This is a genomic window from Polyangium jinanense (assembly GCF_028435265.1).
Lineage (GTDB): Bacteria > Myxococcota_A > Polyangia > Polyangiales > Polyangiaceae > Polyangium > Polyangium jinanense.
On record NZ_JAGTJK010000017.1, the window covers coordinates 101595 to 124257 of the forward strand.

The 22663-nt window shown below is 69.7% G+C and carries 16 protein-coding genes; 9 read left to right on the forward strand and 7 right to left on the reverse strand.

Annotated features, from left to right (window positions below; translation table 11 throughout):
• Positions 1 to 5: 5 nt before the first annotated feature.
• Positions 6 to 746, reverse strand: coding sequence for a class I SAM-dependent methyltransferase (locus KEG38_RS27615; protein WP_272422926.1), 741 nt, complete (start codon positions 744 to 746; stop codon positions 6 to 8).
• 105 nt (positions 747 to 851) lie between these two features.
• Here KEG38_RS27615 and KEG38_RS27620 point away from each other — a divergent pair, with 105 nt between their 5' ends.
• Genes KEG38_RS27620 through KEG38_RS27650 form a run of 7 tightly spaced genes read left to right on the forward strand, consistent with a single transcriptional unit; the run spans position 852 to position 8889 of the window.
• A complete protein-coding gene (locus tag KEG38_RS27620) occupies positions 852 to 1697 on the forward strand; it encodes a class I SAM-dependent methyltransferase (RefSeq protein ID WP_272422927.1) in 846 nt (281 codons plus the stop codon).
• Entirely contained in the window at positions 1694 to 2644 is a 951-nt protein-coding gene (locus KEG38_RS27625; protein ID WP_272422928.1) for an NAD-dependent epimerase/dehydratase family protein, read from the forward strand. The genes KEG38_RS27620 and KEG38_RS27625 overlap by 4 nt, the downstream gene beginning before the upstream one ends.
• Positions 2641 to 3822, forward strand: coding sequence for a glycosyltransferase (locus KEG38_RS27630; RefSeq protein WP_272422929.1), 1182 nt, complete (start codon positions 2641 to 2643; stop codon positions 3820 to 3822). Before KEG38_RS27625 ends, KEG38_RS27630 begins: the two co-directional genes overlap by 4 nt.
• A 12-nt stretch (positions 3823 to 3834) precedes the next feature.
• Positions 3835 to 4623, forward strand: a complete 789-nt coding sequence (rfbF, locus tag KEG38_RS27635; protein ID WP_272422930.1) for a glucose-1-phosphate cytidylyltransferase — start codon at positions 3835 to 3837, stop codon at positions 4621 to 4623.
• The gene (locus tag KEG38_RS27640) at positions 4608 to 5645 is read left to right on the forward strand and encodes a GDP-mannose 4,6-dehydratase (protein ID WP_272422931.1); all 1038 of its coding nucleotides are present in this window, start codon (positions 4608 to 4610) and stop codon (positions 5643 to 5645) included. Before rfbF ends, KEG38_RS27640 begins: the two co-directional genes overlap by 16 nt.
• On the forward strand, positions 5642 to 7174 hold the full coding sequence (locus KEG38_RS27645; RefSeq protein WP_272422932.1) for a lipopolysaccharide biosynthesis protein: 1533 nt from the start codon (positions 5642 to 5644) through the stop codon (positions 7172 to 7174). The genes KEG38_RS27640 and KEG38_RS27645 overlap by 4 nt, the downstream gene beginning before the upstream one ends.
• Entirely contained in the window at positions 7174 to 8889 is a 1716-nt protein-coding gene (locus tag KEG38_RS27650) for an asparagine synthase-related protein (RefSeq protein ID WP_272422933.1), read from the forward strand. The genes KEG38_RS27645 and KEG38_RS27650 overlap by 1 nt, the downstream gene beginning before the upstream one ends.
• A gap of 4 nt (positions 8890 to 8893) precedes the next feature.
• On the opposite strand, the gene KEG38_RS27655 is transcribed toward KEG38_RS27650, so the two are convergent.
• Positions 8894 to 9466, reverse strand: coding sequence for a class I SAM-dependent methyltransferase (locus KEG38_RS27655; RefSeq protein WP_272422934.1), 573 nt, complete (start codon positions 9464 to 9466; stop codon positions 8894 to 8896).
• Between the two features lie 77 nt (positions 9467 to 9543).
• On the opposite strand from KEG38_RS27655, the gene KEG38_RS27660 reads away from it, so the two are divergent.
• Positions 9544 to 11367: a hypothetical protein gene (locus KEG38_RS27660; RefSeq protein WP_272422935.1), complete on the forward strand. Its 1824-nt coding sequence runs from the start codon at positions 9544 to 9546 to the stop codon at positions 11365 to 11367.
• Positions 11368 to 11373: 6 nt separating this feature from the next.
• Here the strand turns inward: KEG38_RS27660 and KEG38_RS27665 are convergent, their stop codons facing one another.
• The 3 genes from KEG38_RS27665 to KEG38_RS27675 form a co-directional block, all read right to left on the reverse strand.
• A complete protein-coding gene (locus KEG38_RS27665) occupies positions 11374 to 12351 on the reverse strand; it encodes a glycosyltransferase family 2 protein (RefSeq protein WP_272422936.1) in 978 nt (325 codons plus the stop codon).
• Positions 12352 to 12494: 143 nt separating this feature from the next.
• The gene (locus tag KEG38_RS27670; protein ID WP_272422937.1) at positions 12495 to 13883 is read right to left on the reverse strand and encodes a CCA tRNA nucleotidyltransferase; all 1389 of its coding nucleotides are present in this window, start codon (positions 13881 to 13883) and stop codon (positions 12495 to 12497) included.
• Between the two features lie 40 nt (positions 13884 to 13923).
• Positions 13924 to 16032 carry a serine/threonine-protein kinase gene (locus KEG38_RS27675; RefSeq protein ID WP_272422938.1) on the reverse strand — a complete coding sequence of 703 codons (2109 nt, stop codon included), beginning with the start codon at positions 16030 to 16032 and terminating at the stop codon, positions 13924 to 13926.
• Positions 16033 to 16257: 225 nt separating this feature from the next.
• On the opposite strand from KEG38_RS27675, the gene KEG38_RS27680 reads away from it, so the two are divergent.
• On the forward strand, positions 16258 to 17964 hold the full coding sequence (locus KEG38_RS27680; protein ID WP_272422939.1) for an ABC transporter permease: 1707 nt from the start codon (positions 16258 to 16260) through the stop codon (positions 17962 to 17964).
• A gap of 3 nt (positions 17965 to 17967) precedes the next feature.
• Here KEG38_RS27680 and KEG38_RS27685 read toward each other — a convergent pair whose 3' ends face one another.
• The gene (locus KEG38_RS27685) at positions 17968 to 20637 is read right to left on the reverse strand and encodes a PAS domain-containing sensor histidine kinase (RefSeq protein WP_272422940.1); all 2670 of its coding nucleotides are present in this window, start codon (positions 20635 to 20637) and stop codon (positions 17968 to 17970) included.
• A gap of 250 nt (positions 20638 to 20887) precedes the next feature.
• A complete protein-coding gene (locus KEG38_RS27690; protein ID WP_272422941.1) occupies positions 20888 to 22663 on the reverse strand; it encodes a 4Fe-4S binding protein in 1776 nt (591 codons plus the stop codon).

A 22663-nucleotide genomic window follows, 5' to 3' on the forward strand; every position in this document is an offset into this window, starting at 1 on the left:
GTGCCCTAGACGCGCACGTGGGCGAACGTCGCCTCGATGTTGAACCAGCCGATCGCCTGGAGGACCTCGGCGGCGAAGAGCCCGACGCGGGGAAGGGGGACGATGCGCTCGGCGACGTCGCGGCGCAGGTAGTCCCGCTTGAAATACCGAGGACGGCGGCCGCCGAGGTAACCTTCGAACTCGGCGTACGTGAGCTTCTTGTAGTTCGGCGTCCCCGGATCCTCGCGGCGAGTCATGAGGTCGTAGAAGAGGAGCGCGCCGCCGGGGCGGAGGAGCGACAAGCAACGCTCCACGATCTTTTGCTTCGTCTCGGCGTTCGTGACCGAGGTGAGCACCGCGAAGAGCATCACGACGTCGAAGGGCCCGCCCACGTCCGTTTCGAGGATGTTTCCCGCGAGGAAACGCACGCCGGCGCATCGCTGCCGCGCCTGCTCGATGCGCTCGGGCACGAGGTCGATGCCCACGAGCTCGGTGGGATCCGCGCCCATCTCCACGAGCCACGCGAGGTTCGAGCCGCCGCCACAGCCGACCTCCAGCACCCGCAGCTTGCGCAGGTCCTCGAAGGTGGAGACGCCGATCTCCTGCAAGCACTGGCGAATGCGGCGCTGGCGTTGGCGCTGGCACAAGTACGCGTGCGGCAGGATCGGCCACCACGCGTTCTGCGGCAGGAAACGCTCGCGGTAGAAGCGGCGGATGGCTTCCGCTTCGTCGCCTTCGCCCGCCCCGCGGGCCTCGTCGCGCTGCACGGACGCCGAGTGCCATGCGTGCTCCGATGCGTCAAGTGACGAGGCGCCCGGGCGCCTCGCGCTGTTGCATCGATCGGCGAGGGGCCCTATACCCCGGCATCGCTTATGTCCGCTGCCCGCGATTTCCTGCGTGCCGAGCTCGAACGTGAGTACAGCGCTTGGTTCGGCCTGCCGCCGCGCCCGTTCCTCGACGGCGTGGTCGAAGCGTGGATGGCCGACGATACGAACTCGAAGCATCGCTTCGACACGATCGAGGCCGCGCTGCCGGGCGCGAAGCGGATTCTCGACATGGCCTCGGGCTGCGGGAGCGCCGTGTTCTACGGGCTCCTGCACGGCTACGACATGGTCGGGATCGATCCCGAGGGCTGGAAACACACGTTCAACGGGCTGAAGGCGAAGGAGCGTGGGTATCCCGCGGAGTGGATGAGCCGTTTCCACGACGGCGTGGGCGAAGCGCTGCCGTTCCCCGACGACGACTTCGACTGCGTGACGAGCTACCAGACGATCGAGCACGTGCAGGACGTCGATCGCGTGCTCGCCGAGGTGGTGCGCGTGACGCGGCCCGGCGGCGGGATCCACCTGCGCTGCCCGGACTACCGCGGCACGTTCGAGGGGCACTACCGCGTGCCCTGGCTGCCGCTTTTCCCGCGGCCGCTCGCGCGCGCTTACCTGCGAGCGATCGGCAAGCCGACCGCGGGGCTCGACACGATCCAGTACATCACGAAGGGCCGCGTCGTGCGGATCCTGCGAGAGCTCGAAGCGAGGAAGCGGGGGCTTCGTTTACGGATCGTGGACCTCGATCGAGAGGCCTTCACGTCGGGGCGGACGCGGCTCCCGGGCGAGTTTTCGTGGTGGAAGGCGAAGCGCTACGCGCGCGGGATCTTCCGCGAAGAGACGAGCGTGAACCTCTTCGTGTACGTCGAGGCGAAGGAAACGAAGGGCCGGCCGTGAGCCGCCTTCGCGTGCTGATCACGGGCGCCACGGGGTTCATCGGCGCGCACGTGACGCGCTCGCTCCTCGAGCAGGAAACGCGCCTCACGCTGCTCGCGCGAGAGACGTCGGATCTCAAACGGCTTTGGCGCGTGGCCGGGACGCGGCTCGATCGCACGGAGCTGCGGAGGGTCGATCTCGGATCGGCGGAGGTGATCCGCGCGGAGATGCAGCGGGCGCGGCCCGAGGTCGTGATCCACCTGGCGGCCGACGCGCGCGCCCGCGCCTCCGAGGACGAGGCCGAGGCGATGCACGCGCTTCACGTGGGCGCGACGCGTGCGCTCGCGGAGGCTTCGATCGAGGTGGGCGCGCGGCTCGTCGTGCTCTCGACGAGCGACGTGTACGGAAAACTGCCTTCGCCGCACGACGCGGAAGGCGAGGTCGCGCCGCGGACGCCGTACGCGCGCACGAAGGCCGAGGCGGACGCGCTGCTCCTCGGGCCTCTGCGCGAGCAGGGGCTCTCGGTCGTCGTGCTGCGGCCGTACCTCGTGTACGGACCGGGATCCCAGCCGCGGCAGCTCCTGCCCGCGCTCATCGCCGCCTGCCTCGCAGGCCGGGATTTTCCGATGACCGACGGTCTGCAGCGGCGCGATTTCGTGTACGTGGGCGACGTGGCCCGCGCGGTGACCCTCGCCGCGACGGCAGCGGAGGCCGTGGGGCATGTGATCGACATCTGCACGGGCACGCCGCGGCAGGTCGCCGATGTGGTGCGGCTCGTGGTGGATCGTATCCAACCCGAACGCGGCGGACCCGTGCTCGGCGCGACGCCGCGCCCCGCGGACGAGCCCGAAGCGCACTACGGCGATCCCGCGCGTGCGGAGGCCCGGCTCGCGTGGAAGCCCGAGGTCTCGCTCGAAGACGGCATCGATCGCACGATCGACGCGTGCAGGGAGGAGCGTTCCAGGTGAGCGGCCAAGATCCCGCGCGCCCCGCGGTCGCCTTCCTCCTCGGGACGGCTTTCTCGTTCACCGAGACGTTCCTCTTCAACCAGATGCGTTCGCTCACGCGGTACCAGGCGATCACGCTCTGCCACCGCGTCGCCAACGAGGAGCGCTTCCCCTGGACCGAGCCGCGGATTCTCGGGCAAAGGCATCCGTCTCGACTCGGCCAGGCGCTTCGCCCGCTGCATGGAAGGCTCACGCTCGATCCCGCGTGGATGCAGGCGCTCACGGAGACACGCGCGACGGTGCTGCACGGCCAGTTCGGCACGAACGGGCTCATCGCGGCGGTGTACGGCAAGCAGCTCGGGCTCCCCGTCGTCACCTCGTTCTACGGCGGCGACGTCGGCATCCTCCTCGAGCCGCAGAAGCACCTGCGCCGCTACTGGCACTACATCCTCGGCAAGCGCGCGCTCTTCGAGGGCAGCGATCTCGTGCTCGTGCTCTCGACCGCGATGCGCGACGATCTCGTGCGGCTCGGCTGCCCCGCCTCGAAGATCGCCATCCATCCGAACGGCGTGGATCTCGAACGCTTCAGCCCCGTGCCGCGCGCCGATCGCAAGGGCCCGCTTTCCGTCGTGATGTGCGGCCGCGAGATCGAGAAGAAGGGATTTTCCCATGGCTTCCGCGCCGTGCATCGCGCGCGGGCCGCGGGCGCGGATCTACGCGTGCGCTGGCTCCCGGCGCCCGGACCACTCGGCGCGCCGCTGCGCGCGCTCATCGAGGAGCTCGGGCTCGGGCCACACGTCGAGATCCTCGATCCGAAGACGGATCCCGCCGTCGTGATGCGCGAGAGTGATCTCATGCTCTGCCCCTCGGTGACGGCCGCGGACGGCGACAAGGAGGGCGTGCCCACGGTGCTCGTGGAGGCCGCCGGGACGGGCTTGCCCGCGATCGCGAGCCGGCACGCGGGGATCCCGGAGATCGTGGTCGATGGTGAGAGCGGTTTGCTCTACGCCGAACGTGACGAGGAGGGCCTCGCCACGGGACTCGTGCGTCTCGCGAAGGATCCCGCGCTTCGTGCGCGCATGGGCGAGGCGGCGCGGCAGAAGGTCCTCGCGACGTACGACGCGCGCAAGCTCGCCATCACGCTGGAGGCGCACTACGACGCGCTAGCCGCGCTTGCTCTGCGTCGGGCTCTCGATTAAACGCTTTTGCCCGTGTCGCGTGAAAAGGTCGTCATCCTCGCGGGTGGCCAGGGGATGCGTCTCCGAGAGGAGACCGAGTTCCGGCCGAAGCCGATGATCACCGTCGGTGATCGTCCGATCCTCTGGCACATCATGAAGGGCTACGCGCACCACGGGCTGCGCGACTTCATCGTGTGCCTCGGCTACCGGGGCGAGGTCATCAAGCAGTACTTCCTCGACTACCGCGCCATGAGCCGCGATTTTACCCTCGATCTCGGAAAGGGCGGGGCGATCACGCTGCACGAGTCGCCGGCCGCGGAGGAAGAAGACTTCCGTGTGACGCTCGCCGAGACCGGCCAGCGCGCGATGACCGGCGCGCGCATCAAGCGCATCGAGAAGTACGTCGACACCGACACGTTCTGCGTGACGTACGGCGACGGCGTGTCGAACGTGGACATCGGACGCCTCCTCGCGTTCCACCGCGAGCACGGCCGCGTCGGCACGGTGACCGGCGTTTTCCCGCAGTCGCGCTTCGGCGAGCTCCTCCGTGACGGCTCGCGCGTCGTCGAGTTCAACGAAAAACCCCTGATGCACGACGGCTGCATCAACGGCGGCTTCTTCGTCTTCAGCCGGCGCTTCTTCGACTACCTCGAGGACGACGACGGCTGCGTGCTCGAAGGAAAGCCTCTCGCGCGGCTGGCGAAGGACGGCGAGCTCATGGTCTACGAGCACCGCGGCTTCTGGCAGTGCATGGACACGATGCGTGATCTGGAGATGCTCCGGAGCCTGTGGACAGGAGGCGCGCCGTGGAAGGTGTGGTGAGGGACGAGGAGGCCGATCGCGCGTTCTTCCGCGAGCGAAACATCCTCGTCACGGGCGCGACGGGGCTACTCGGATCGTGGCTCAGCGAGCGGCTCGTGTCGCTCGGCGCGAACGTCGTGGGCCTCGTGCGGGATTTCGTCCCGACGTCGCGGCTCTTCGTGAAGGGCGCGAAGGGCACGACAATCGCCGAGGGCATGACGCTCGTGAGCGGCGACATCCGCGACCGCGAGCTGCTCGAACGCGTGATGGGCGAGCACGAGATCGACTCGGTCTTCCACCTCGCCGCGCAGACCATCGTGGGCATCGCGAACGCGAACCCGGTGAGCACGTTCGAGAGCAACATCGCCGGCGCCTGGAACGTCTTCGAGGCGGCGCGAAGGTCGCCGAAGGTGCGCCGCGTGCTGCTCGCGTCGAGCGACAAGGCGTACGGATCGCACGACACCTTGCCGTACACCGAGTCGATGGCGCTCCGGGGCGAGCACCCGTACGACGTCTCGAAGTCGTGCGCGGACCTCATCGCCCGGACGTACTGGGTCACCTACCGCCTGCCGATCACCATCACCCGCTGCGCGAACCTCTACGGCGGCGGGGATCTCAACTGGAACCGCATCGTGCCCGGCGTCATCCGCGACATCCTCGCCGGCCGCAGGCCCGTCATCCGCAGCGACGGCACGCTCATCCGCGACTACCTCTACGTCGAGGACGCGGTCGACGCGTACCTCGATCTCGCCCGCGCGATGGAGGACCCCGCGATCCACGGCGAGGCCTTCAACATCTCCGCGGGCAACCAGCTCACGGTGCTCGAGATGACGCGCGCGATTCTCGAGCGCATGGGTTCGAGCCTCGAGCCCGACGTGCGCGGGCAGGCGACGCACGAGATCGCGCACCAGTACCTCGACGCCGAGAAGGCCCGGCGCGTGCTCGGCATCCGGCCTCGTTACGGCCTTGTCGCCGGCCTCGATCGCACGACCGCCTGGTACCGCGACTTCTTCGCGCGTGAAGGCCGCCGCGCCGCCGGATGAGCCTCCTACGAAGCGCGGCGCGAGGCGGGGTCGCGCTCGGGGCGAGCCAGACCTTCGCCACGGCCCTCGGCTGGGTGCGTACGCTCGTCCTGGCGCGGCTTCTCGTGCCCGAGGACTTCGGCCTCGTCGGGCTCTGCACGGTGCTGCTCGGCTTCCTCGGCGCGCTGAGCGACATGGGCCTCACGGCCGCGACGATCCAGCGCAAGGAGCTCACGGACGGCCACCGCGACGCGGCGTTCTGGATGAGCGCCTCGATGGGCGCCGTCCTCTTCCTCGCGAGCGTCGCCGCGGCCCCAGCCCTCGCGGCCTTCTACGGCGAGCCGCGCGTCGTCTCGCTGGTCGCGGTCTCCGCGCTCCCGCTCCTCGTCGGCCCCTTCGCCTCCACGCACGCCGCGCTCCTTCGCCGTGACCTGCGCTTCGGGCGCGTCGCCGCCATCGAGGCCGGGCGCAACGTCGCGGCGAGTGCTGTCACGCTCGCGCTCGCGGCGCTCGGAGTCGGGTACTGGTCGCTCGTGATCGGCCCGCTCGCGAGCCACCTCGTCGCGGTCGTCGCGTACACGCTGTCGAGCTCGTTCCGCCCGCGCTTTCGCGCCACGTGGACGCACGCGCGCGAGCTCTTCTCGTTCAGCGCCTACGTCGCGGGGGCGAGCGCCATCAACTACCTCTCGGCGAACATGGACTACATGATCGTCGGCAAGCGGCTCGGGACCGCGGCGCTCGGTACGTACACGTTCGCGTACGAGACGATGACCTTCCCGCTCACGCGCATCGCCTCGCTCTTCAGCCAGGTGATGTTCCCGGCGTTCGCGACGATCCAGGACAAGCTCGACGAGATGCGCGAGACGTACCTCAAGATCTCGCGCGCCGTGGCGATCGTGAGCTTTCCGATCCTCGCGTGGGTCGCGGTCGTCGCGCCCGAGCTCGTGATTTTGCTCTACGGCCCGAGGTGGCTGCCGGCCGTGGGGCCGCTGCGCGCGTTGAGCGTCGCGGGCGCGCTCAAGGCCGTGGGCACGCTCGTGGGCATCATCTTCAAGTCCCGCGGCAAACCCGCGGTGGAGCTTTACTGGAACATCGCGTGGCTGATCGGGCTGACGACGGCGCTCTCCATCGGCGTGCGCTGGGGGGCGTTCGGCGTCGCGGTGAGCATCTCGATCCTCTGCGTGCCCGGCACACTTTTCACCGAGTGGCTCGCGTGTCGCTACATCGAGATGAAGCTCTCGCGGCTGCTCGGCGTGCTCGTCGTGCCGACCGTGGCCGTCGCGGTCGCGACCGCGGCCGGTGCGCTCGCGCGGTTCGAGCTCGCCGCGCTCTTGCCCGCGGGCGTCGTCGGGGACGTCGCGCGGCTCGTGGGGCTCACGCTGATCATGCTGCTCGTGTACGTCGCGACGCTCCGCGTGATCCACCCGCCCATCACGGCCGAGGTGCGCGCGTTCCTCGGGTACTTCCGCCGCGACAAGAAGGCGCCCGCGAAGGCCGCGGAGAAGACCGAGGCGCCCGTCGAGGAAGTGGTCACGAAGGAGGCGCACTGATGCCCACGCTCGTCGGCGTGTACGCACCCGTGGAGGCCGAGCGCGAGGGCGCCGCGCTCTTTCGCGAGCTCACCCAGGATCTCGGGACGGCCGCCTCCTCGCTGCACGAAGGACCGCTCCGCGCTGCGGTTTTCCCGCAGCACAACGGCGAGCGCATCGTGTGCCCCGACGCATCCGGCGCCGCGGCACACGCGATCGGGTTCGGCGGCGACGATCGAAAAACCTCCCCCGCGCGCCTCGTCCCGCCGTGGCTTCTCTGCCGCTGGGATCCCGCGCGGCGCGTGGCCGTCGTCGAGACCGACCGCCACGGCTTCGCGCTCGTCTACGTCCGCACCGTGGGCGCGTGTGTCGTGTTCTCCACGTCCGCGGCGCGTCTCGGCCAGCTCGCGCCGCGCTCCGCGCTGGATCCCCACGCCCTCGCCGAGCTGCTCGCCTTCGATCACCTCCTCGGGGAGCGCACCTTGCGCCGCGAGGTCACGGCCGTCCCGCAAGGCGCGGCCCTCGAGATCGGCCCCACGGGCGCCTCGTTCCCGCGCCGCTTCCGTTACACCGAGCTTCCGCTCGATCGTCGTGCGTCCCCGGCCGCGGCCATCTCCGCGCTCCTCCCGCTCTGGCGCGAGGGCGTCGCAGACGCGCTCGCCACGCGCGGTGATCAGCCCCTCCTCGTTCCCTTGAGCGGCGGCCTCGACTCGCGGCTCCTCGTCGCGACCGCGGTCGAGACGGGCGCTTCCGTGGAGGCGTTCACCTTTGCTCGCACCGGCGAGCGCACACCCGACATCGACATCGCCGAAGAGGTCTGCCGCACCCTCGGTGTCCCTTGGCGCGCGCTTGGCCTCGACGACGACTGGCTCGTCGACCACGCGGCCCGCGCGTCCTTGTTGACCGACGGGCAGCTCGACATCCTGCATTCCTACGGCATCAGCCTCACGGGCTCGTTCCCCGAGGGACACCTGCGGCTCGACGGCTTCGCGGGTGACGTCGTGCTCGGCGGCAGCTTCCTCCGCCGCGAGCACCTCACCGCGCGGAGCCCCGAGGCGCGTCATCGGCTGCTCTGGGCTTCCCGCGCGCGCCTCGAACGCGCTCCCTGGCAAGAGCTGCTCGTGCCCGAGGCCCGGGGCGAGATGCTCGATCTCGCCCGCGCCTCCCTCACGAAGAGCCTCGAAACCGAGCCACTCGACGATCCCCGCTGGTCCGACTTCTGGATCCTGCGGCATCGCATCCGGCGCTTCACGGTGAACGGCCCCTTGCTCTGGCGCAGCGTGGCGCGTTCGGTCTTCCCGTTCTTCGCGCCGAGCTTCATCGATCGGCTGCTCGCCGTCGCCCCCGAGGCGCGCCTCGACGCCGCACTCCAGGCCCCGTTCTTCTGGCAGGGGTTTCCGCGCATGGCCGCCATCCCCTGGCAGCGCATCGGCTGGCCGGTTCCGCGCGGCGGCGTGATGGAGACGCTCCTCCGCCGCCTCCGCAAGCCGCCGTATCCGCCCGCCAAGGCGTTTTTCGATCACGACGCCGTGTTCCGCAAATCGGCGCGTCTTCGCACGTTCCTGTGCGATCTGCTGCTCGACCCGCGGACCGGCGTCGAGCGCTTCGGCTGCTTCGACCGGGCCTCCGTCGCGCGGCTCCTCTCGGGCGTCGAGGCCGGTTCGCGCCGCGGTATGCCGCAGATCTCGCTACTCGCGAGCCTCGTGCTCTCCGAGCGGGCGTGGGCGCCGCGCTAGCGCGTCACGCGGGCTTTCGCGCGAGCACACAAGCGATCTGCCACGGCGAGAAGATCCGCCGCAGCGCGCGCTTCCATCCCTGGTAGTGCTCGGGCGCGCGGATCGTGAGGACCTCCTGCCGCAGCACCTCGGGCCAGCCGAGCAGCGCCGCGAGCTCCGCCGCCGTCGGCCGATACCCCGTGTCGATCGGATCCCGGTGAATCGGATACCGCCGCGGCACCGTGAGCACGAGCAGCCCGCCGGGCGCGACGACCCGCGCCACGTGCCGGAGCGTCGCCTCGCGATCGGTCACGTGTTCGAGGAGGTTCGTGCAGAGCACGAGATCAAACGTGCGATCCACGCCTTTCAAGTTCGTCACGTCGGCGACGATGTCGACGCCCGGCTCGGGCCGCGCGTCGAGGTGCAGGACTTGAAGGCCGCGCGCGCGGAGCGGCGCGAACACGTTCCGATCGAGGTGCGGCTGCACGACGGTGCGGAAGTGGAGGGTGGAGGACCCGATGTCGAGCACCGTCGCGCCCTTGGGGAGCTCGGTCCCTGCGAGCACGTCGTGGATCCACTCCGACTCGTCGACGAACACCCGAACCCCTTGTCACACGAGCCCGCCTCCGCGCAAGCGCGAGCCTCGGGATCGGGTATACAGGCCCCGGCGCGTCGATGTCCTCGTGTTACCTCGCCCTCCGCCCGAAGAACCCCCACAGCCTGCCCGAGGGCCTCGAAGCGCGCCTCGATCGCGCCTTGCCCTTCGTGCCCGACGCGCGCTTCTCCGCGTCGCGCGCCGGCATCAAGCTCTGGGTCTTCCTCCGCGACGAGGGCCTCTGGCCCGAGCCCCGCTGGCACGAGGATCCCAGCGGCGCCGCGGTGATCACGGGCTACGGCGTGGCCGACGATCGGCGCCTCCTCGGCGCCGCGGAGGTGCTGCGCGCGCCCGACGCCCTGGCCCTTCGTCGCCTCTTTCACGGCGAGTGGTCGATGTGCAAGCTCACGGACGAGGGGCTCGTCGCGGCCTCGGATCCCGTCGGCACCGAGCACGTGTACGTGACGGAGCAGCCAGGGTTTACCGCGGTCTCGAACCGCGCGCGCCTGCTCTGGGAGCTCATGAAGGCGCTCGGCCCGCGTCCCGCGCCCGATTTCGAGGCCCTCGGCGGGCTCATCTCACCCGGCTACCTCGTCTGCACCGAAGGCACCGCCGTCCGCGGCGTGCGCCTCGTCGACGGCCACGCGGCCGTCGTCCTGCCCCGCGACGCAGGCCCCGCCGAGATCCGCGCGCTCGGCGGGGGCGAGCCCGCGATCACGGGCGCCTCGCCCGATTGGGACACGCTCGCCGATCATTTGCGCTCGAACTTCGCGTGGCTCGCGGGCACGAACAAGCCACTCCTCGCCGCGCTGACCGGAGGCAAAGATAGCCGGCTCGTCCTCTCGGCCTTGAAGAGCGCGGGCCTCGAGAAGCGTGCGAACCTCTACATCAGCGTCCCGCCCGAGCACGCCGATCATCTCGCGGCGCGCCGCATCGCCGATCGGTTCGGACTGAACCTCGAACGCATCAACCCGCCGCCGCGCACGCGCATCCTCGAAGACATGCGCCGCCACGTCGCGCTCACCGAGGGCGCGCTCAACGCGTGGGACATGACCGGCGCCGTCACCTATCACTCGCGCCTCGGCCTGCACGGCCTCTTCGGCGAGCTCTACCGCAGCCGCGGCGCGGCCTCGGCCGATCCCGAGGCCGCCGCGCGCTTCTGGTTCACCTCGCCGAACCTCGGCGGCGTCCTCCGCCCCGAGGCGCTCTCGCCGCAGATCACGCGCACGGCCCGCTGGATGAAGGGCGAGCTCGATCGCGGCACGGCGCCCGAGCACCTGCACGAGACCTACTACGCGCGGCAGTACGTCCCGCGCTGGATCGGGCAGGCGCGCCTCGGCGACGGCATCACCGCGCTCGTCCTGAACCTGCTCTACCACCCCGCGATCCAGCGCGCGTTCGGCGGCCTCCCGCTCGCGGATCGCACGAGCGACCGCGTGCACTTCGAGCTCATGTCGCGCCTCTGGCCCGAGCTCGTCGAGTTCCCCTTCGCGAACGCCTCGTGGAAGGCCGACATGGTCGCGCGGAGCACGAACCCGCGCGCGGCGATCACGACCGAGCCCGTGCGGCACGCGCGTCCGATCCTGGGCTCGGGCTGGCAAGAGCCCGCGCTCGTGGGGCAGTGGCGTGTGATCCGCGAGCGCCTCGAAGACGCGACCTCCGTGCTCGAACCTCTCGTCGTGCCGGCGCGCCTCCGCGCCTTCCTCGACGTCGCCGCGGTCGTGCTCGGCGTCCCGCAGCCAGCCTCGTCCCGCGCGCGGACAGCCCTCCGCTCACCGCTGCTGCTCCTCCACGCGCGCTCGCACAAGGCGCGCATCCTGCGGATCGTGCTCGGCCTGCTCACGGTCGTGGAGCTCGAAGGCGAGCTCCGCGCGGAAGAATCCGCGATCGTCCGCGTGACGTGACCCGCGTCAGCGCCGCTTCACGCGGTCGAAGATCGGCATCCGCGCGATGACGGACTGCGCCGCGCGCATGCCGGCGAGGACGACTTCCTCGGTCGGCGTGCGTTTCTTGACGGGCTTCTTCCGCGCGTCGAAGACCGCCATGTACGCGTCGAACTCAGGCTCGATGCCCGTGATGTTCTTGCGGACGTCCTTGTACCTGCGCGACTTCCAGACGAACTCCCGCGCCGAGCGGCAGTAGTCGTGCCGCATGATCATGCCCGGCGCGTAGACCGAGCGCAGCGCGGGGAACGCGCGCTTCATGCGGTAGGCGAGGTAAAGTCCTTCGCCGCCGTAAAGATCGTCGCGGAAGCCGTCGATCGCGAGGTAGACCGCGCGGCGGATGAGCATGTTGCCCTCGGTCGAGACGTTGTCCTCGTCCCAGAGCTCGTCGCCGCGGTCGTAGTGCCCGGCCCAGACGTTGTACCAGGGGTGCTTGTGCGGGACGATGCGGCCACGCGCCGCGCCGATGGTCTCGTCGCGGAAGAGGTTCACCCCGTACTCGAGCCAGTCGGGCACCACGAGCCCGTCGTCGTCGATGTAGGCCACGAGCTCGCCGCGCGCCCAGCCCATCGCCGCGTTCCGTGCCACGTTGAGCGGCAGCCCGTCGCGCAGCCGGAGCTCGACGTCGACGAGGTTGCCGTACCGGCTCCGCAGAGGTTCGAGCCCGCCGCTGTCCGCGACGAGGATCTCGTACGGCAGATCGAGCGCCACGGTTTGTCCGCGGAGATGGCGCAAGCAATCGAGCAGGTAGTCGCCGGCGCGGTACGAAACCACGACGAGCGTGACCGCGGGGTTTTTCACCTCGCGGCGGACGACGAGCTCGCGGAACTCGGAGGCGTACCGGGTCCGGAACGCCTCGCCGAGGCGCCTTTCCTCGTCACCGATCCCTTCGCGATCCGGCAGCGTCGGGAGGTTTTCCCCGGAGGGCTCGTGGGTCGTCTGCATCGTTTGCGGGCCCGGATCGGGGAGGGGGTTGGGGCGTAGCTCGGCTTGTCCGAGCGTAGCCCCAAGCGTTGAACCGGAAGTGCGCGTCACGGCTCGGCCGTCTACCCAATCGGGCGCCGCGCGTCGACGCGTTTTCTCGCGCCTCAGGGCTCGCTCTTCCGTCGCTCGTCGTAGAGCCGTAGCGCCGCCGCGAGCAGCCGGTCGCGCTCGTTCTCGGCCGGATCGTCGGTCACGAGCTCCACGAGCGCCGCGAGGATCTCCCCCACGACGGGCCCCGGCGGGATGCCGAGCTCCCGCATGAGCTCGTTGCCCCGGATCTTCAGATCCTTGGTCCCGAGCGCCGCGCCCGCCGCGAGCAGGCTCGTCGCACGCGCCCGCAGCCGCTCGATCGCCTGCACCTCGTCCGTCACGTCGCGCCCCTTGCCGCGCACGTCCGAGAGCGCGAGCGCGTACAGATCCGGCGCGAGATCCGGCGTGACGCGCCGGATCCAGCGCCGCACGGCCCCGTCGGTCCAGCCCTCGTCGTAACAGATGAGGTGATGCCGAACGAGCGCGGCGATCCGGTCACGCTCCTCGTTCGAGAAGCGCAGCCGGCCGAGGATCTCGGTCGCCATCTCCGCGCCGATCTTCTCGTGATCGTAGAACGTGTAGTCCTCGGTCTTCTCGGAGAACGCGCGCGTGCGCGGCTTGGCCACGTCGTGCAGGAGCGCCGCCACCCGGAGCAGCGGCATCGGCTCGCTCGCGTCGAGGCAGGCCATCACGTGGCCCCAGACGTCGAAGGCGTGCCACTTGTTCTGCACGCACCCGACGCCTTCGAGGAGCTCGGGGCACGTGATCTCGAGGACGCCCGTGCGGCGCATGGCCTCGAACGCCACGCTCGGCTTCCGCGCGCGCATGCTCTTCAGCCACTCGTCGCGCACCCGCTCGGCGCTCACGCGGCGGAAGGTCACGAGCGATCGCGGCTCGCCCATCGCGCGCTCGGTGTCGGGATCGATCGTGAACTCGAGCGTCGCCGAGAAGCGCGCGGCCCGCAGGATCCGGAGCCCGTCCTCGCCGAAGCGCTCGCGCGGCTCGCCCACCGCGCGCACCACGCGGGCGTCGAGATCACGCTTGCCGCCGAACGGATCGATCAGGTGGCCGTCCACGGGATCGAGGGCGATCGCGTTCACCGTGAAGTCGCGCCGCGCGAGATCCGCGCTGATGTCGTCGACGAACTCGACCGAGTCGGGCCTCCGCCCGTCGCTGTACGCGCCTTCTCCGCGCAGCGTCGTCACCTCGTAGTGCACGCCGCGCAGGAGCACCGTGACCGTGCCGTGCTGCAGGCCCGTGGGGATGACCTTGCGGAACATCCGCATGACCTCCTCCGGCCGCGCGTCGGTCGCGACGTCCCAGTCCTTCGCGGGCTCGCCGCGCAGGAGATCCCGCACGCAGCCGCCTACGATCCAGCCCCGCTTGCCGCTCTCGCGCAGGCGGCGGCAGATCCCGAGCACGTCTTCGGGGACCTTCTCGATGAGGTGAGCGACGCCTTCCACGGCGCTCGGCTTTACCACGCTTCGGGCGCGGCGATACCCGTCACGGCTTGTTGGTGCCGCCGTGGTAGGGGTCCACGACGTCGCCGCCGCTGTTGCCCCCGGAGCTGCTGCCCTTCTTGTTCGTGGGCAGCGGGCCGCCTACGTGCGCGCCGGCCTTCGTGGTCAGCGGGCGCGCGGTCCCGGCGTCGGTTGTGGCCGGTGTCGTCCCTGCGGTCGCGGCGAGCTTGACGGTCTGCTTGTCCTGCGAGCCGTCGAGCGTGATCGTCTGCGAATCGTAGCCCTTGGCCTTCACCTCGAAGGACACGGGTTTGCCCGGCTCGACCTCGAAGTTCGCGGGGAACGTGAGCAGCTTGCCCCCGTAGGTCGTCGACGCGTTCGCGTCGCGCGGATCCACGTCGACGAGCACGATCTTCTTCGCGGCGCTCGTGGCCGTGGGCGCGGGCGGCGCCGTGGCGGATTGCGCCGTGACCGCGCCGGGATCGGTCTTCTGCGCCGGGCCGCTGAGCAGGATGAGCACCGTGCCGAGCGTCGCGCCCATGACCGCCGCGCCGACCGCGACGAACCGGAGCCAGGGCGATTTCTTGGTTTTTTCCGCGACCCCGTCAGGCACGGAGGCCGAGAGCCCGTCGGGCCGCGAGGCCATCTCGGCGACGGCCTCGGGCACGTGGCCCTGCTGGAAGCGCTGCAGATCGTGGGCGAGCGCGGCCATGTCGGGGTACCGATCGTCGGGCACCTTCGAGAGGCACTTGAAGATGATCGCCTCGAGATCGGCCGGGCACGGGGGATCGAGGCCGAGCTTCGCCAGCGGCGTGGGCGGCTGGTACATGTGCTGGCTCAGGATGCCCATGAAGTTGTCTGCGACGAACGGGAGCTGACCGCTCACCATCTCGTAGAGCATGATCCCGAGCGAGTAGATGTCGGTGCGGTGATCGAGCGGCGCGCCCGCGGCCTGCTCGGGCGACATGTAGTGCGGCGTGCCGAACACCGCGCCCGCGCGCGTGAGCTTGTTGTCGCCGCTCGTCGCGACCTTCGCGATGCCGAAGTCGAGGATCTTGACGAACTCTTTGTCGATCCCGCGCTGGATGATGAAGATGTTCTCGGGCTTGAGATCGCGGTGGATGATGCCGCGCTCGTGTGCTGCCGCGAGGCCGTTCGCCATCTGGATCGCGATCTTCGCGATGAGATCGGGCTCGAGGCGCTTGGCCTTGTCCTCGTTGAGCTGGATCAGGCTCTTGCCGTCGAGGAACTCCATCACGAAGTACGTCGAGCCGTCCGGCAGATCCCCAAAGTCGGAGATGTCGATGATGTGCGGGTTGCCGATGCTCGACGCGGCGCGCGCCTCCTGCAGGAAGCGCTCGAGGATCTCGCGGTCGCGCGCCATGTCGGAGCGCAGAACCTTCACCGCGACCTTCTTGTCGATGACCTTGTGGCGGGCGAGGTAGACGAATCCCATGCCGCCTTCACCGAGCAATTTTTCGATCTTGTAGCGGTGATCGAAGGTCGTGCCGATGTACGGATCCTTCGAGCCCGGCGGGCGCTCCGCGTCGACGTGCGCGGGCGGCGGGATGTCGGGGTCCTGCTCGCCGCGGCGCGACGCGGGCAAGAGATCCTCGAACGAGCGGCGCGAGTTCGGCTGCGGTTCGTCCGGGTTCGAGCTGAGCCTTTTGCGCGGGGCTTCGCCGTCGGGCACCGAAATGCGGCTCCGACGCGCGCCGGTGTCGATCTCGATCTGCGACCTCGCGAGCATCGCGAGATCCGCATCGAGCGTTTCCTCTTCGATCTGGATCACCGGCGGCGGCGCAGGGATCGAAGGCGACTTCGGCATCGCCGGCGGCGGCACGCTGGCCTTGGCCGGAGGCGGCACATTCGCAGGGTTCGTCGCGGCCGCAGGCGGCGCGGGCGGCGCGGGCGGCGCAGCCGACGGCTTCTTCAACGACGGCAGCGTCGCCGGGCGCGGGATGCCGGGCGCTGCAGGACGCGCCGATCCCGCGGGGATCGGCGGCACCGGAGGCGGCGGCTTCGTCCCAGCGGCGGGCGTGGGCGCAGCAGCGGGCTTCCCGCCCCCAGGTTGGGGCGAGCTCCCCGCTGCGACTTTGGGAACCGCAGGCGGCTTGGGCAAGGCAGGGGGCTCGTTGTCCGGAGGAGACATGCAGGAGATCGCAGATAGATCAGGAAGCTAGGGGCCATCGTAGCAGGACGCGGCGAGCACGAGAAGAGCGTGGAGGACGTCTGTCCGGTCCAGGCTGGATTGGCTTTCAGGGACGATGTTCAGGTGTCCCCCGAAGCGCCCTCACCATCGCCCCGACGCGCTCCCGTGTCCGCCCCGAAGCTCCCACGTGCTGCACCGCGCCCGTTCTGCTAGAGGCTCCGCCAGATGGGCTACCCTCTCGAGGTTGCGCTCCGATACCTGGGGAGCAAGAAGCGCGCGTTCATTTCGGTCGGCACGGCCTTCGCGATCCTGGGCGTCACGCTCGGCGTGGCTGCGCTCGCCACCGTCATGAGCGTGACGGGCGGCTTCCAGGCGCAGTTCCGCGAGAAGGTCCTCGGCGTGAACGCCCACGTGCTCGTGCTGAAGTACTCCACGGATTTCCGGGAGTACCGCTCGATCATGGAGCAGGTTGCCAAGGTCCCCGGCGTGCGCGCGGTGGCGCCGTTCAGCATCAACCCGATGATGCTGACCCACGGCGACGCAACCGCCACGGGCGTACTGCTCAAGGGCGTCGATCCCGCGTCGAGCCTCGGCGTGGGCATGCCGGAGGGATCGCCGTTCGTCCTGGACTTGCCGAAGCAGGTGAAGTTCGGGTCCCTCAACGGCCTGCGCCTGCCCGGCGCGAAGCCGCCCGAGCGTCGGAGCAGCGGGCCCGACCTGCCGCCCGTGCCCATTCTGCCGGACAAACGGCCGCTCGATCAGGACGCGGGCGCGGACGGCGGCTCGGGCACGCAGGGGCTACTCCGCGCGATCGAGGAGGATCTGCGCAAGGCCGAGAAGGCACCCGCGCCCGACAAGGAGAAGCTCGAGCCGAGCGGCGGGGGCATCGAGGAGATCCTCGCGATCGAGGCCGGCAAGCTCGGCGGCGCGGACAAACCCAAGGACGACAAACCCGGCGCGGACAAACCGGCCGACGAGAAGGTCGCGGCCGCGGACGACAAGCTCGCCGCCGACGCGCCCGTGGGCTCGGTCGAGCCCGAGGGCGGCTACGCGAGCAAGCTGCCGGACGATGACGACGTGCCCAAGGAGGTCGATCCCGACCTCTGCGCCGATCCGGTCGAGGTCGCGAAGCTGCCCGGCATCGTCGTCGGCATGTCGCTCTCGAACACCTTGAAGCTCGAGCTCGGCGACTGCGTCACGGTCACCTCGCCGACGATCGGCTACTCGTACTCGGGCGGGTCGCTGAAGCCGCCCGTGGCCAAGCGCTTCCGCGTCATCGCGCAGTTCGAGGCCGGTTTCGATCAGTACGACTCGAAGCTCGTCTACACCGACCTCTACGAGGCGCAGGCCTTCTACGATCAGGGCGACACCGTCACCGGCGTGGAGATGAAGGTCGACGACATCGACCAGGCCAAGCCGATCGCCAAGCAGATCAGCCACAACCTCGCCAGCGGCCTCTACCACACGATGGACTGGGAGGAGCTGAACCACGGCCTGTTCACGGCCCTGCTCATCCAGCAGATCCTCATGAGCGGCGTGCTCGCGCTGATCATCGTCGTCGCCGCGTTCACCGTCGTGGCCACGCTGATCATGGTCGTGCTCGACAAGACGAAGGAGATCTCGGTCCTCAAGGCGATGGGCGCGACGGACGGGGAGATCCTGCGGATCTTCCTCTACCAGGGCGGGATCATCGGCCTGCTCGGTACGACGTTCGGGCTCTTGCTCGGCGTGGCCGTCTGCAAGGGCCTGCTCGTCTACGGCTTCCCGCTGGATCCGAAGGTCTACTTCATCTCGGAGCTCCCCGTTCAAGTGCGGCCGCTCGAGTTCATCATCACGGGCGCCATCGCCATCGTGATCTGCCTCGTCGCCACCATCGTGCCGAGCCTCTACGCCGCCCGCCTCCGCCCCGCCGAGGGCTTCCGCGCCCAGTAACGATCACGCGCCGATCGGCAGCGTGAACGAGAACGTCGTCGTCTGGCCAGGCTCGCTCTCGACCCGCAGGACGCCGCCGTGCGCCTCGACGAGGCCGCGGCAGATGTAGAGGCCGAGCCCGAGCCCCTTGATCCGGGACGTACTCGCCATCCCCCGCTGAAAACGCGAGAAGAGCCGCGGCATGAGCTCGGGATCGATCCCCGGCCCCTCGTTGCACACGCTGAGCACGATCTCTGCCGGCTGCACCCGGACCCGGATCGCGATCGGCGTCCCGGGCTTGCCGTACTTCACCGCGTTCGAGACCAGGTTCTCCACCACCTGCTGGATGCGCCCCGCGTCGACGTGCACGAGCGGCACGTCCCGATCGATCGAGAGCCAGACGCGCGCGCGCGCCTCTTCGTCGGCCATGTCCTCGACGATCTGCCGGAGCAGGGCCGGCAGGTTCGTCGGGGCGCAGACGAGCTCGAGCTTGTGCGTGTCGAGGCGCGACAGGTCCGAGAGATCGTCGGTCATGCGGATGAGCCGCTCGGCGCTCGACCGAATTCGCTCGACCTTGAGCTTCACGGAAGGCTCGGCGACGCAGCGGACGAGGAGCGCCGCGGTCGCGAGGATCGTGGTGATGGGCTGCCGCAGATCGTGCGCGACGATGCTCGTCCACTCCTCGCGCAGGCGCGCGAGCTCCTTCATCGCCGTGATGTCGCTGAAGAGGACCACCGCCCCCTGGATCGCGCCGGTCTCGTCACGCACGGGCGAGGCGTTGACCAGCGAGTGCATGCAGGTTCCGTCGGGCCGCTTCAGGATGAGCTCGCGGCCGATGATCACCTCGCCCTGCATCGCGCGCTCGACGGTCAGATCGCCGGGCTCGATCGGCGTGCCGTCCGGGCGCGTGACGAGCTTCCGCAGGTTGTCGAGGTTCGGCGTGGCGTCGACGAGATCACCGAGGATCTGGTCCGCCATGCGGTTGCGCGTGACCCGCGGCGACGTCACGCCCTCCCAGAGCTGGATGCCGATCGGCGAGCTTTCGATGACGGCCCGGAGCCAGCGGCGCTCGTCCCCGAGGGCCTTGAGCAGCGCCTCGCGCTCGCGCTCTGCCCGGCGCAGCTCCGTGATGTCCTGCACGACGCCGAGCACGCTGTGCGGTTCGCCCGCCTCGTCCCGCGTGAGCTCGGCCTCCACCCGGACGATCCGGAGGTCGCCGTTCGGTCGGATGACCCGGTGCTCGCACGCGAAGCGCTCGCCGTCCTCGATGAGCGAGCGGAAGCCGAGGAGGATCCGCATCCGGTCCTCGGGGAGGAGCACGCTCGCGAGCCTCTGCGGCGGCTCGGGGCCCGCGCGCGGCGGCAGTCCGAAGATGCGGTAGACCTCCTCGGACCAGTACGACACGCCCGCCTCCGCGTCCCACTCCCAGTGGCCGACGTGCGCCATGCGTTGCGCCCGCGCGAGGCTCTCGCGGCTCCTCCGGAGCTCCTGCTCGGCGCGGCGCTGCTCGGTCACGTCCTGGAGCGTGCCGACGACCCGCGCCGTCTTGCCCGCGGCGTCGCGCTCGATGTCGGCCTCCTGATGGAGGAGCCGCTCCTCGCCGTCCGGGCGGCGGATGCGGATGTCGACCGACAAGCTCCCGCCGGTCTCGAGCGCCGCCTCGTAGGCCGCGCGCAGGCGCGCTTGCTCCTCGGGGCTCATTCGCGCCGCGAAGATCGCGTTCGCGTCCGCGAGCGTGCGCGGGGAAGGGGAAGGGGAGGGCTCGAGCCCGAGCAGGCGGTAATACTCGTCCGACCAGACGACCTGGTTCTGCTTGATGTTCCAGTCGAGGCTGCCGACACGCGCGACCCGCTGCGCGCGCGCCAGGCTCTCGTGGTTGCGGCGGAGCTGCTCCACGGCGCGGTTGCGCGCCGTCACGTCGTGAAAGCCTGCGACGTGGCAGCCGGGGACCACGTTCGCCCGCGCGCGGTACTCGACGTCGATCGTGCTGCCGTCGCCCCGGACGAACGTGAACTCGCCGCTCAGGATGCCGTCGACCAAGAACCTGCGCCAGAGCTCCTCGAAACGCGCGGTGCCGTGGGCCGGCGTGAATTCGTGGATCGTGAGGCCCAGGATCTCCTCGCGGCTCCGGCCGAGCAGGCTGCAGGCCGCAGGGTTCGCTTCGACGAACCGGCCGTCGTCGTTCGCCACGAGGATGCTGTCGAACGTGGCGTCGAAGAAGTTCTGAAACGCATTCTGCCAGGCCTCGGCATTCGCTTCGGCCTCGCTTCGCGCGAGCTTTTCTTCGAGGACGCTCGCCGCGAGGATGGCCATGGCTTCGAGCGCGCCGCGGGTCTTCGGGCTGTTCGGTCCTGACAAACCCGCCACGAGTGTGCCGGCGCGTCCGCCGGGGAGGGCGACGGGCGCGGCAATGAAATGACGCGCCCCGCTCGCGGCGTGGGCCATGCGGACGTCCTCGGGAGCCGAGGGGGCCTCGGCGTCGGCGCCCTCGGTCGTACCGCCCTGGGCGACCCGAGCGACGAGGCTCGACGTGCCCAGGGCGATGCGGTGGAGCGGATGGGGCCATTCCGGCGGGCCGCCACGATGGGCGACGAGCTCGAGCACGCGCCTCGCGTTCGGCAGGTAAAGCAAGAGAACGTTGGCATCGAGCGCGCGGAGCGCCGCCGTGTACAGGCGCTCGAAGGGCTCCGCCACGGATTCGCGGGTCCAATCACGAGCGGCAGAGCCATCCATGGCGTGCGGCCCGAAGGCTTTGCCCATCCACGCTGGCCACGTTGTTCCCCTCCACTTGCTCACGTGAGCGCCGCTAGTTTGCTGAACGAACCATGAACCTAACACAAGCAGAATCGTTCGAGAACGACGCGGTCGAACGAGCTTGTCGAAGGTTTGGTCGCTCGCGTCCCCTGCCGGGGACGGCGGCTCGGCGGGCGCGGGGGAACGCGCTTCAGCCGGGTCGGTTGTAGTTCGTGTCTTCGAGCAGGATGACGTTCGTCTTCGAGCGGGTCTCGCCGACGTTCGTCACGTAGACGGCGGGCTTGTCCTGAACGGGGCAGACTTTTTCGCAGGCCCCGCAGCCGATGCAGAGCGAGGGGTCGACGTGCGGGCGCTGCACGTGCACGGTGGTCATCCCGGGCTCCTTGCCGTCCTCGCCCGCCATGGGCAGGCGCTTCGGGATGTCGACCTCCTCGACCCAGATGGCCTTGGGCGAGGTGGGGCAGAACTCTTCACAAACGATGCACGGCGTGGCCATGGCCCAGGGCAGGCAGCGGCCCTGATCATAGAACGCGGTGCCGATCGAGATGGCCTTCTGGCCGATGCCGAGCTTCTGGTCCTCGGTGATCTTCTGGATTGCACCGGTGGGACAAACCTGGCCGCAGAGGACGCAGGAGTGCTCGCAATAGCCGATGCGCGGAATGAGGATCGGGGTCCAGATGCCCTCGACGCCGGCCTCGAAGAACGCGGGGTGCAGGGCGTTGTTCGGGCAGACCTTCATGCATTCGGCGCAACGGATGCAGCGCTCGAGGAACTCGCGCTCCTCGACCGACCCCGGCGGCCGGATGACGCGGTGATCGTAGTTCGCGTCGATGACGTCGGCGATACGCATCGCCGGGATGACCACGGCGCCCGCGGCGGCCGAAGCAATGGCGGTGCGGCGGCCCGTGTCCGGCTTCGAGATCGTGCTCTTGCGGGTCGGGAGGAAGCGGAACTTGATCACGTCCTCCGGGCAGGCATTCTCGCAATTGAGGCACATGTGGCACTCGTCCTGGCGCCACTTCACGCCTCCCTGCGGCGAATCCGCGCCCTGGCAATGCACGAGGCACAGATTGCAATCGGTGCACTTGGCGTGGTCCTTCTCCATGCCGAAGAGCGCGAAGCGGGCGAAAACGCCGAGGAACGCGCCGAGCGGGCAGAGGACGCGGCACCAGAACCGCGGGATCACGCGGTTCATGAACAGGATCGCGACGAGCAGGATCCCGATGAACCAGGTCTGGTGGAAATAGAACTGCTTCGATTGCCAGACGGTCTGCGCCAGGAAATCCTGGGCGCTGTCGGCGGCGGCCTGCACGGGGCGCACGCCGGTCTGGCCCGTGGCCATGCTGGCGACGCCCGTGATGTATTGGAGGGCCGGGACGACGCCGAGGCCAATCGCGCGGACCGCGACGCAGATCGGATCGAAAAGGCCGCCGATCGCGCTGCCCGCGACGCTCGCCGCGAGGAAGGCGTAGAGCAGGTAATACTTCACCTGCTGGCGCGGCGCGGTCTTGTTCGATTCGACGCGCTTGTTGCCGCGCAAATAACGGGAGGGGAAGATCCAGCCGAAGAAATGGTGGAGCGTGCCGAACGGGCAGATCCATCCGCAAAAGACGCGGCCGAAGACGAGCGTCACGCCGAGGAGCCCCACGGACCAGGCGAGCCCGCGGTAGACCGTGTGCGTCGAGAGCAGCGTCATCGCCGCGACGAACGGGTCGGCGAGGAGAAACGCCTCGACGGGCAGGGGCAGGCGGACCGCGGTTTCGGCGGACGCAAACGAGCCGCGGAACGCGGTCTGGAAGAGGAAATAAAGAAACAGCGCGAGGAAGCCGGCCTGCGAGACGCGACGCACCCAGACGAGGATGCGGATCGACAAACGCGCCTCGATGCCCGAGCCGGCGCGCCCTTTCACCTTGGCGGGCTTCGCGGGCGGAGCCTTGGCCGTTCCGACGACAGCGGGAGCGGCCAT

Bases quoted from the DNA above. Each gene is read 5' to 3' on its own strand.
- KEG38_RS27620 (WP_272422927.1), top strand. From the start codon at position 852: ATGTCCGCTGCCCGCGATTTCCTGCGTGCCGAGCTCGAACGTGAGTAC.
- KEG38_RS27665 (WP_272422936.1), bottom strand. From the start codon at position 12,351: ATGCAGACGACCCACGAGCCCTCCGGGGAAAACCTCCCGACGCTGCCG.
- KEG38_RS27690 (WP_272422941.1), bottom strand. From the start codon at position 22,663: ATGGCCGCTCCCGCTGTCGTCGGAACGGCCAAGGCTCCGCCCGCGAAG.
- KEG38_RS27680 (WP_272422939.1), top strand. From the start codon at position 16,258: ATGGGCTACCCTCTCGAGGTTGCGCTCCGATACCTGGGGAGCAAGAAG.
- KEG38_RS27650 (WP_272422933.1), top strand. From the start codon at position 7,174: ATGCCCACGCTCGTCGGCGTGTACGCACCCGTGGAGGCCGAGCGCGAG.
- KEG38_RS27645 (WP_272422932.1), top strand. From the start codon at position 5,642: ATGAGCCTCCTACGAAGCGCGGCGCGAGGCGGGGTCGCGCTCGGGGCG.
- KEG38_RS27675 (WP_272422938.1), bottom strand. From the start codon at position 16,032: ATGTCTCCTCCGGACAACGAGCCCCCTGCCTTGCCCAAGCCGCCTGCG.
- KEG38_RS27660 (WP_272422935.1), top strand. From the start codon at position 9,544: ATGTCCTCGTGTTACCTCGCCCTCCGCCCGAAGAACCCCCACAGCCTG.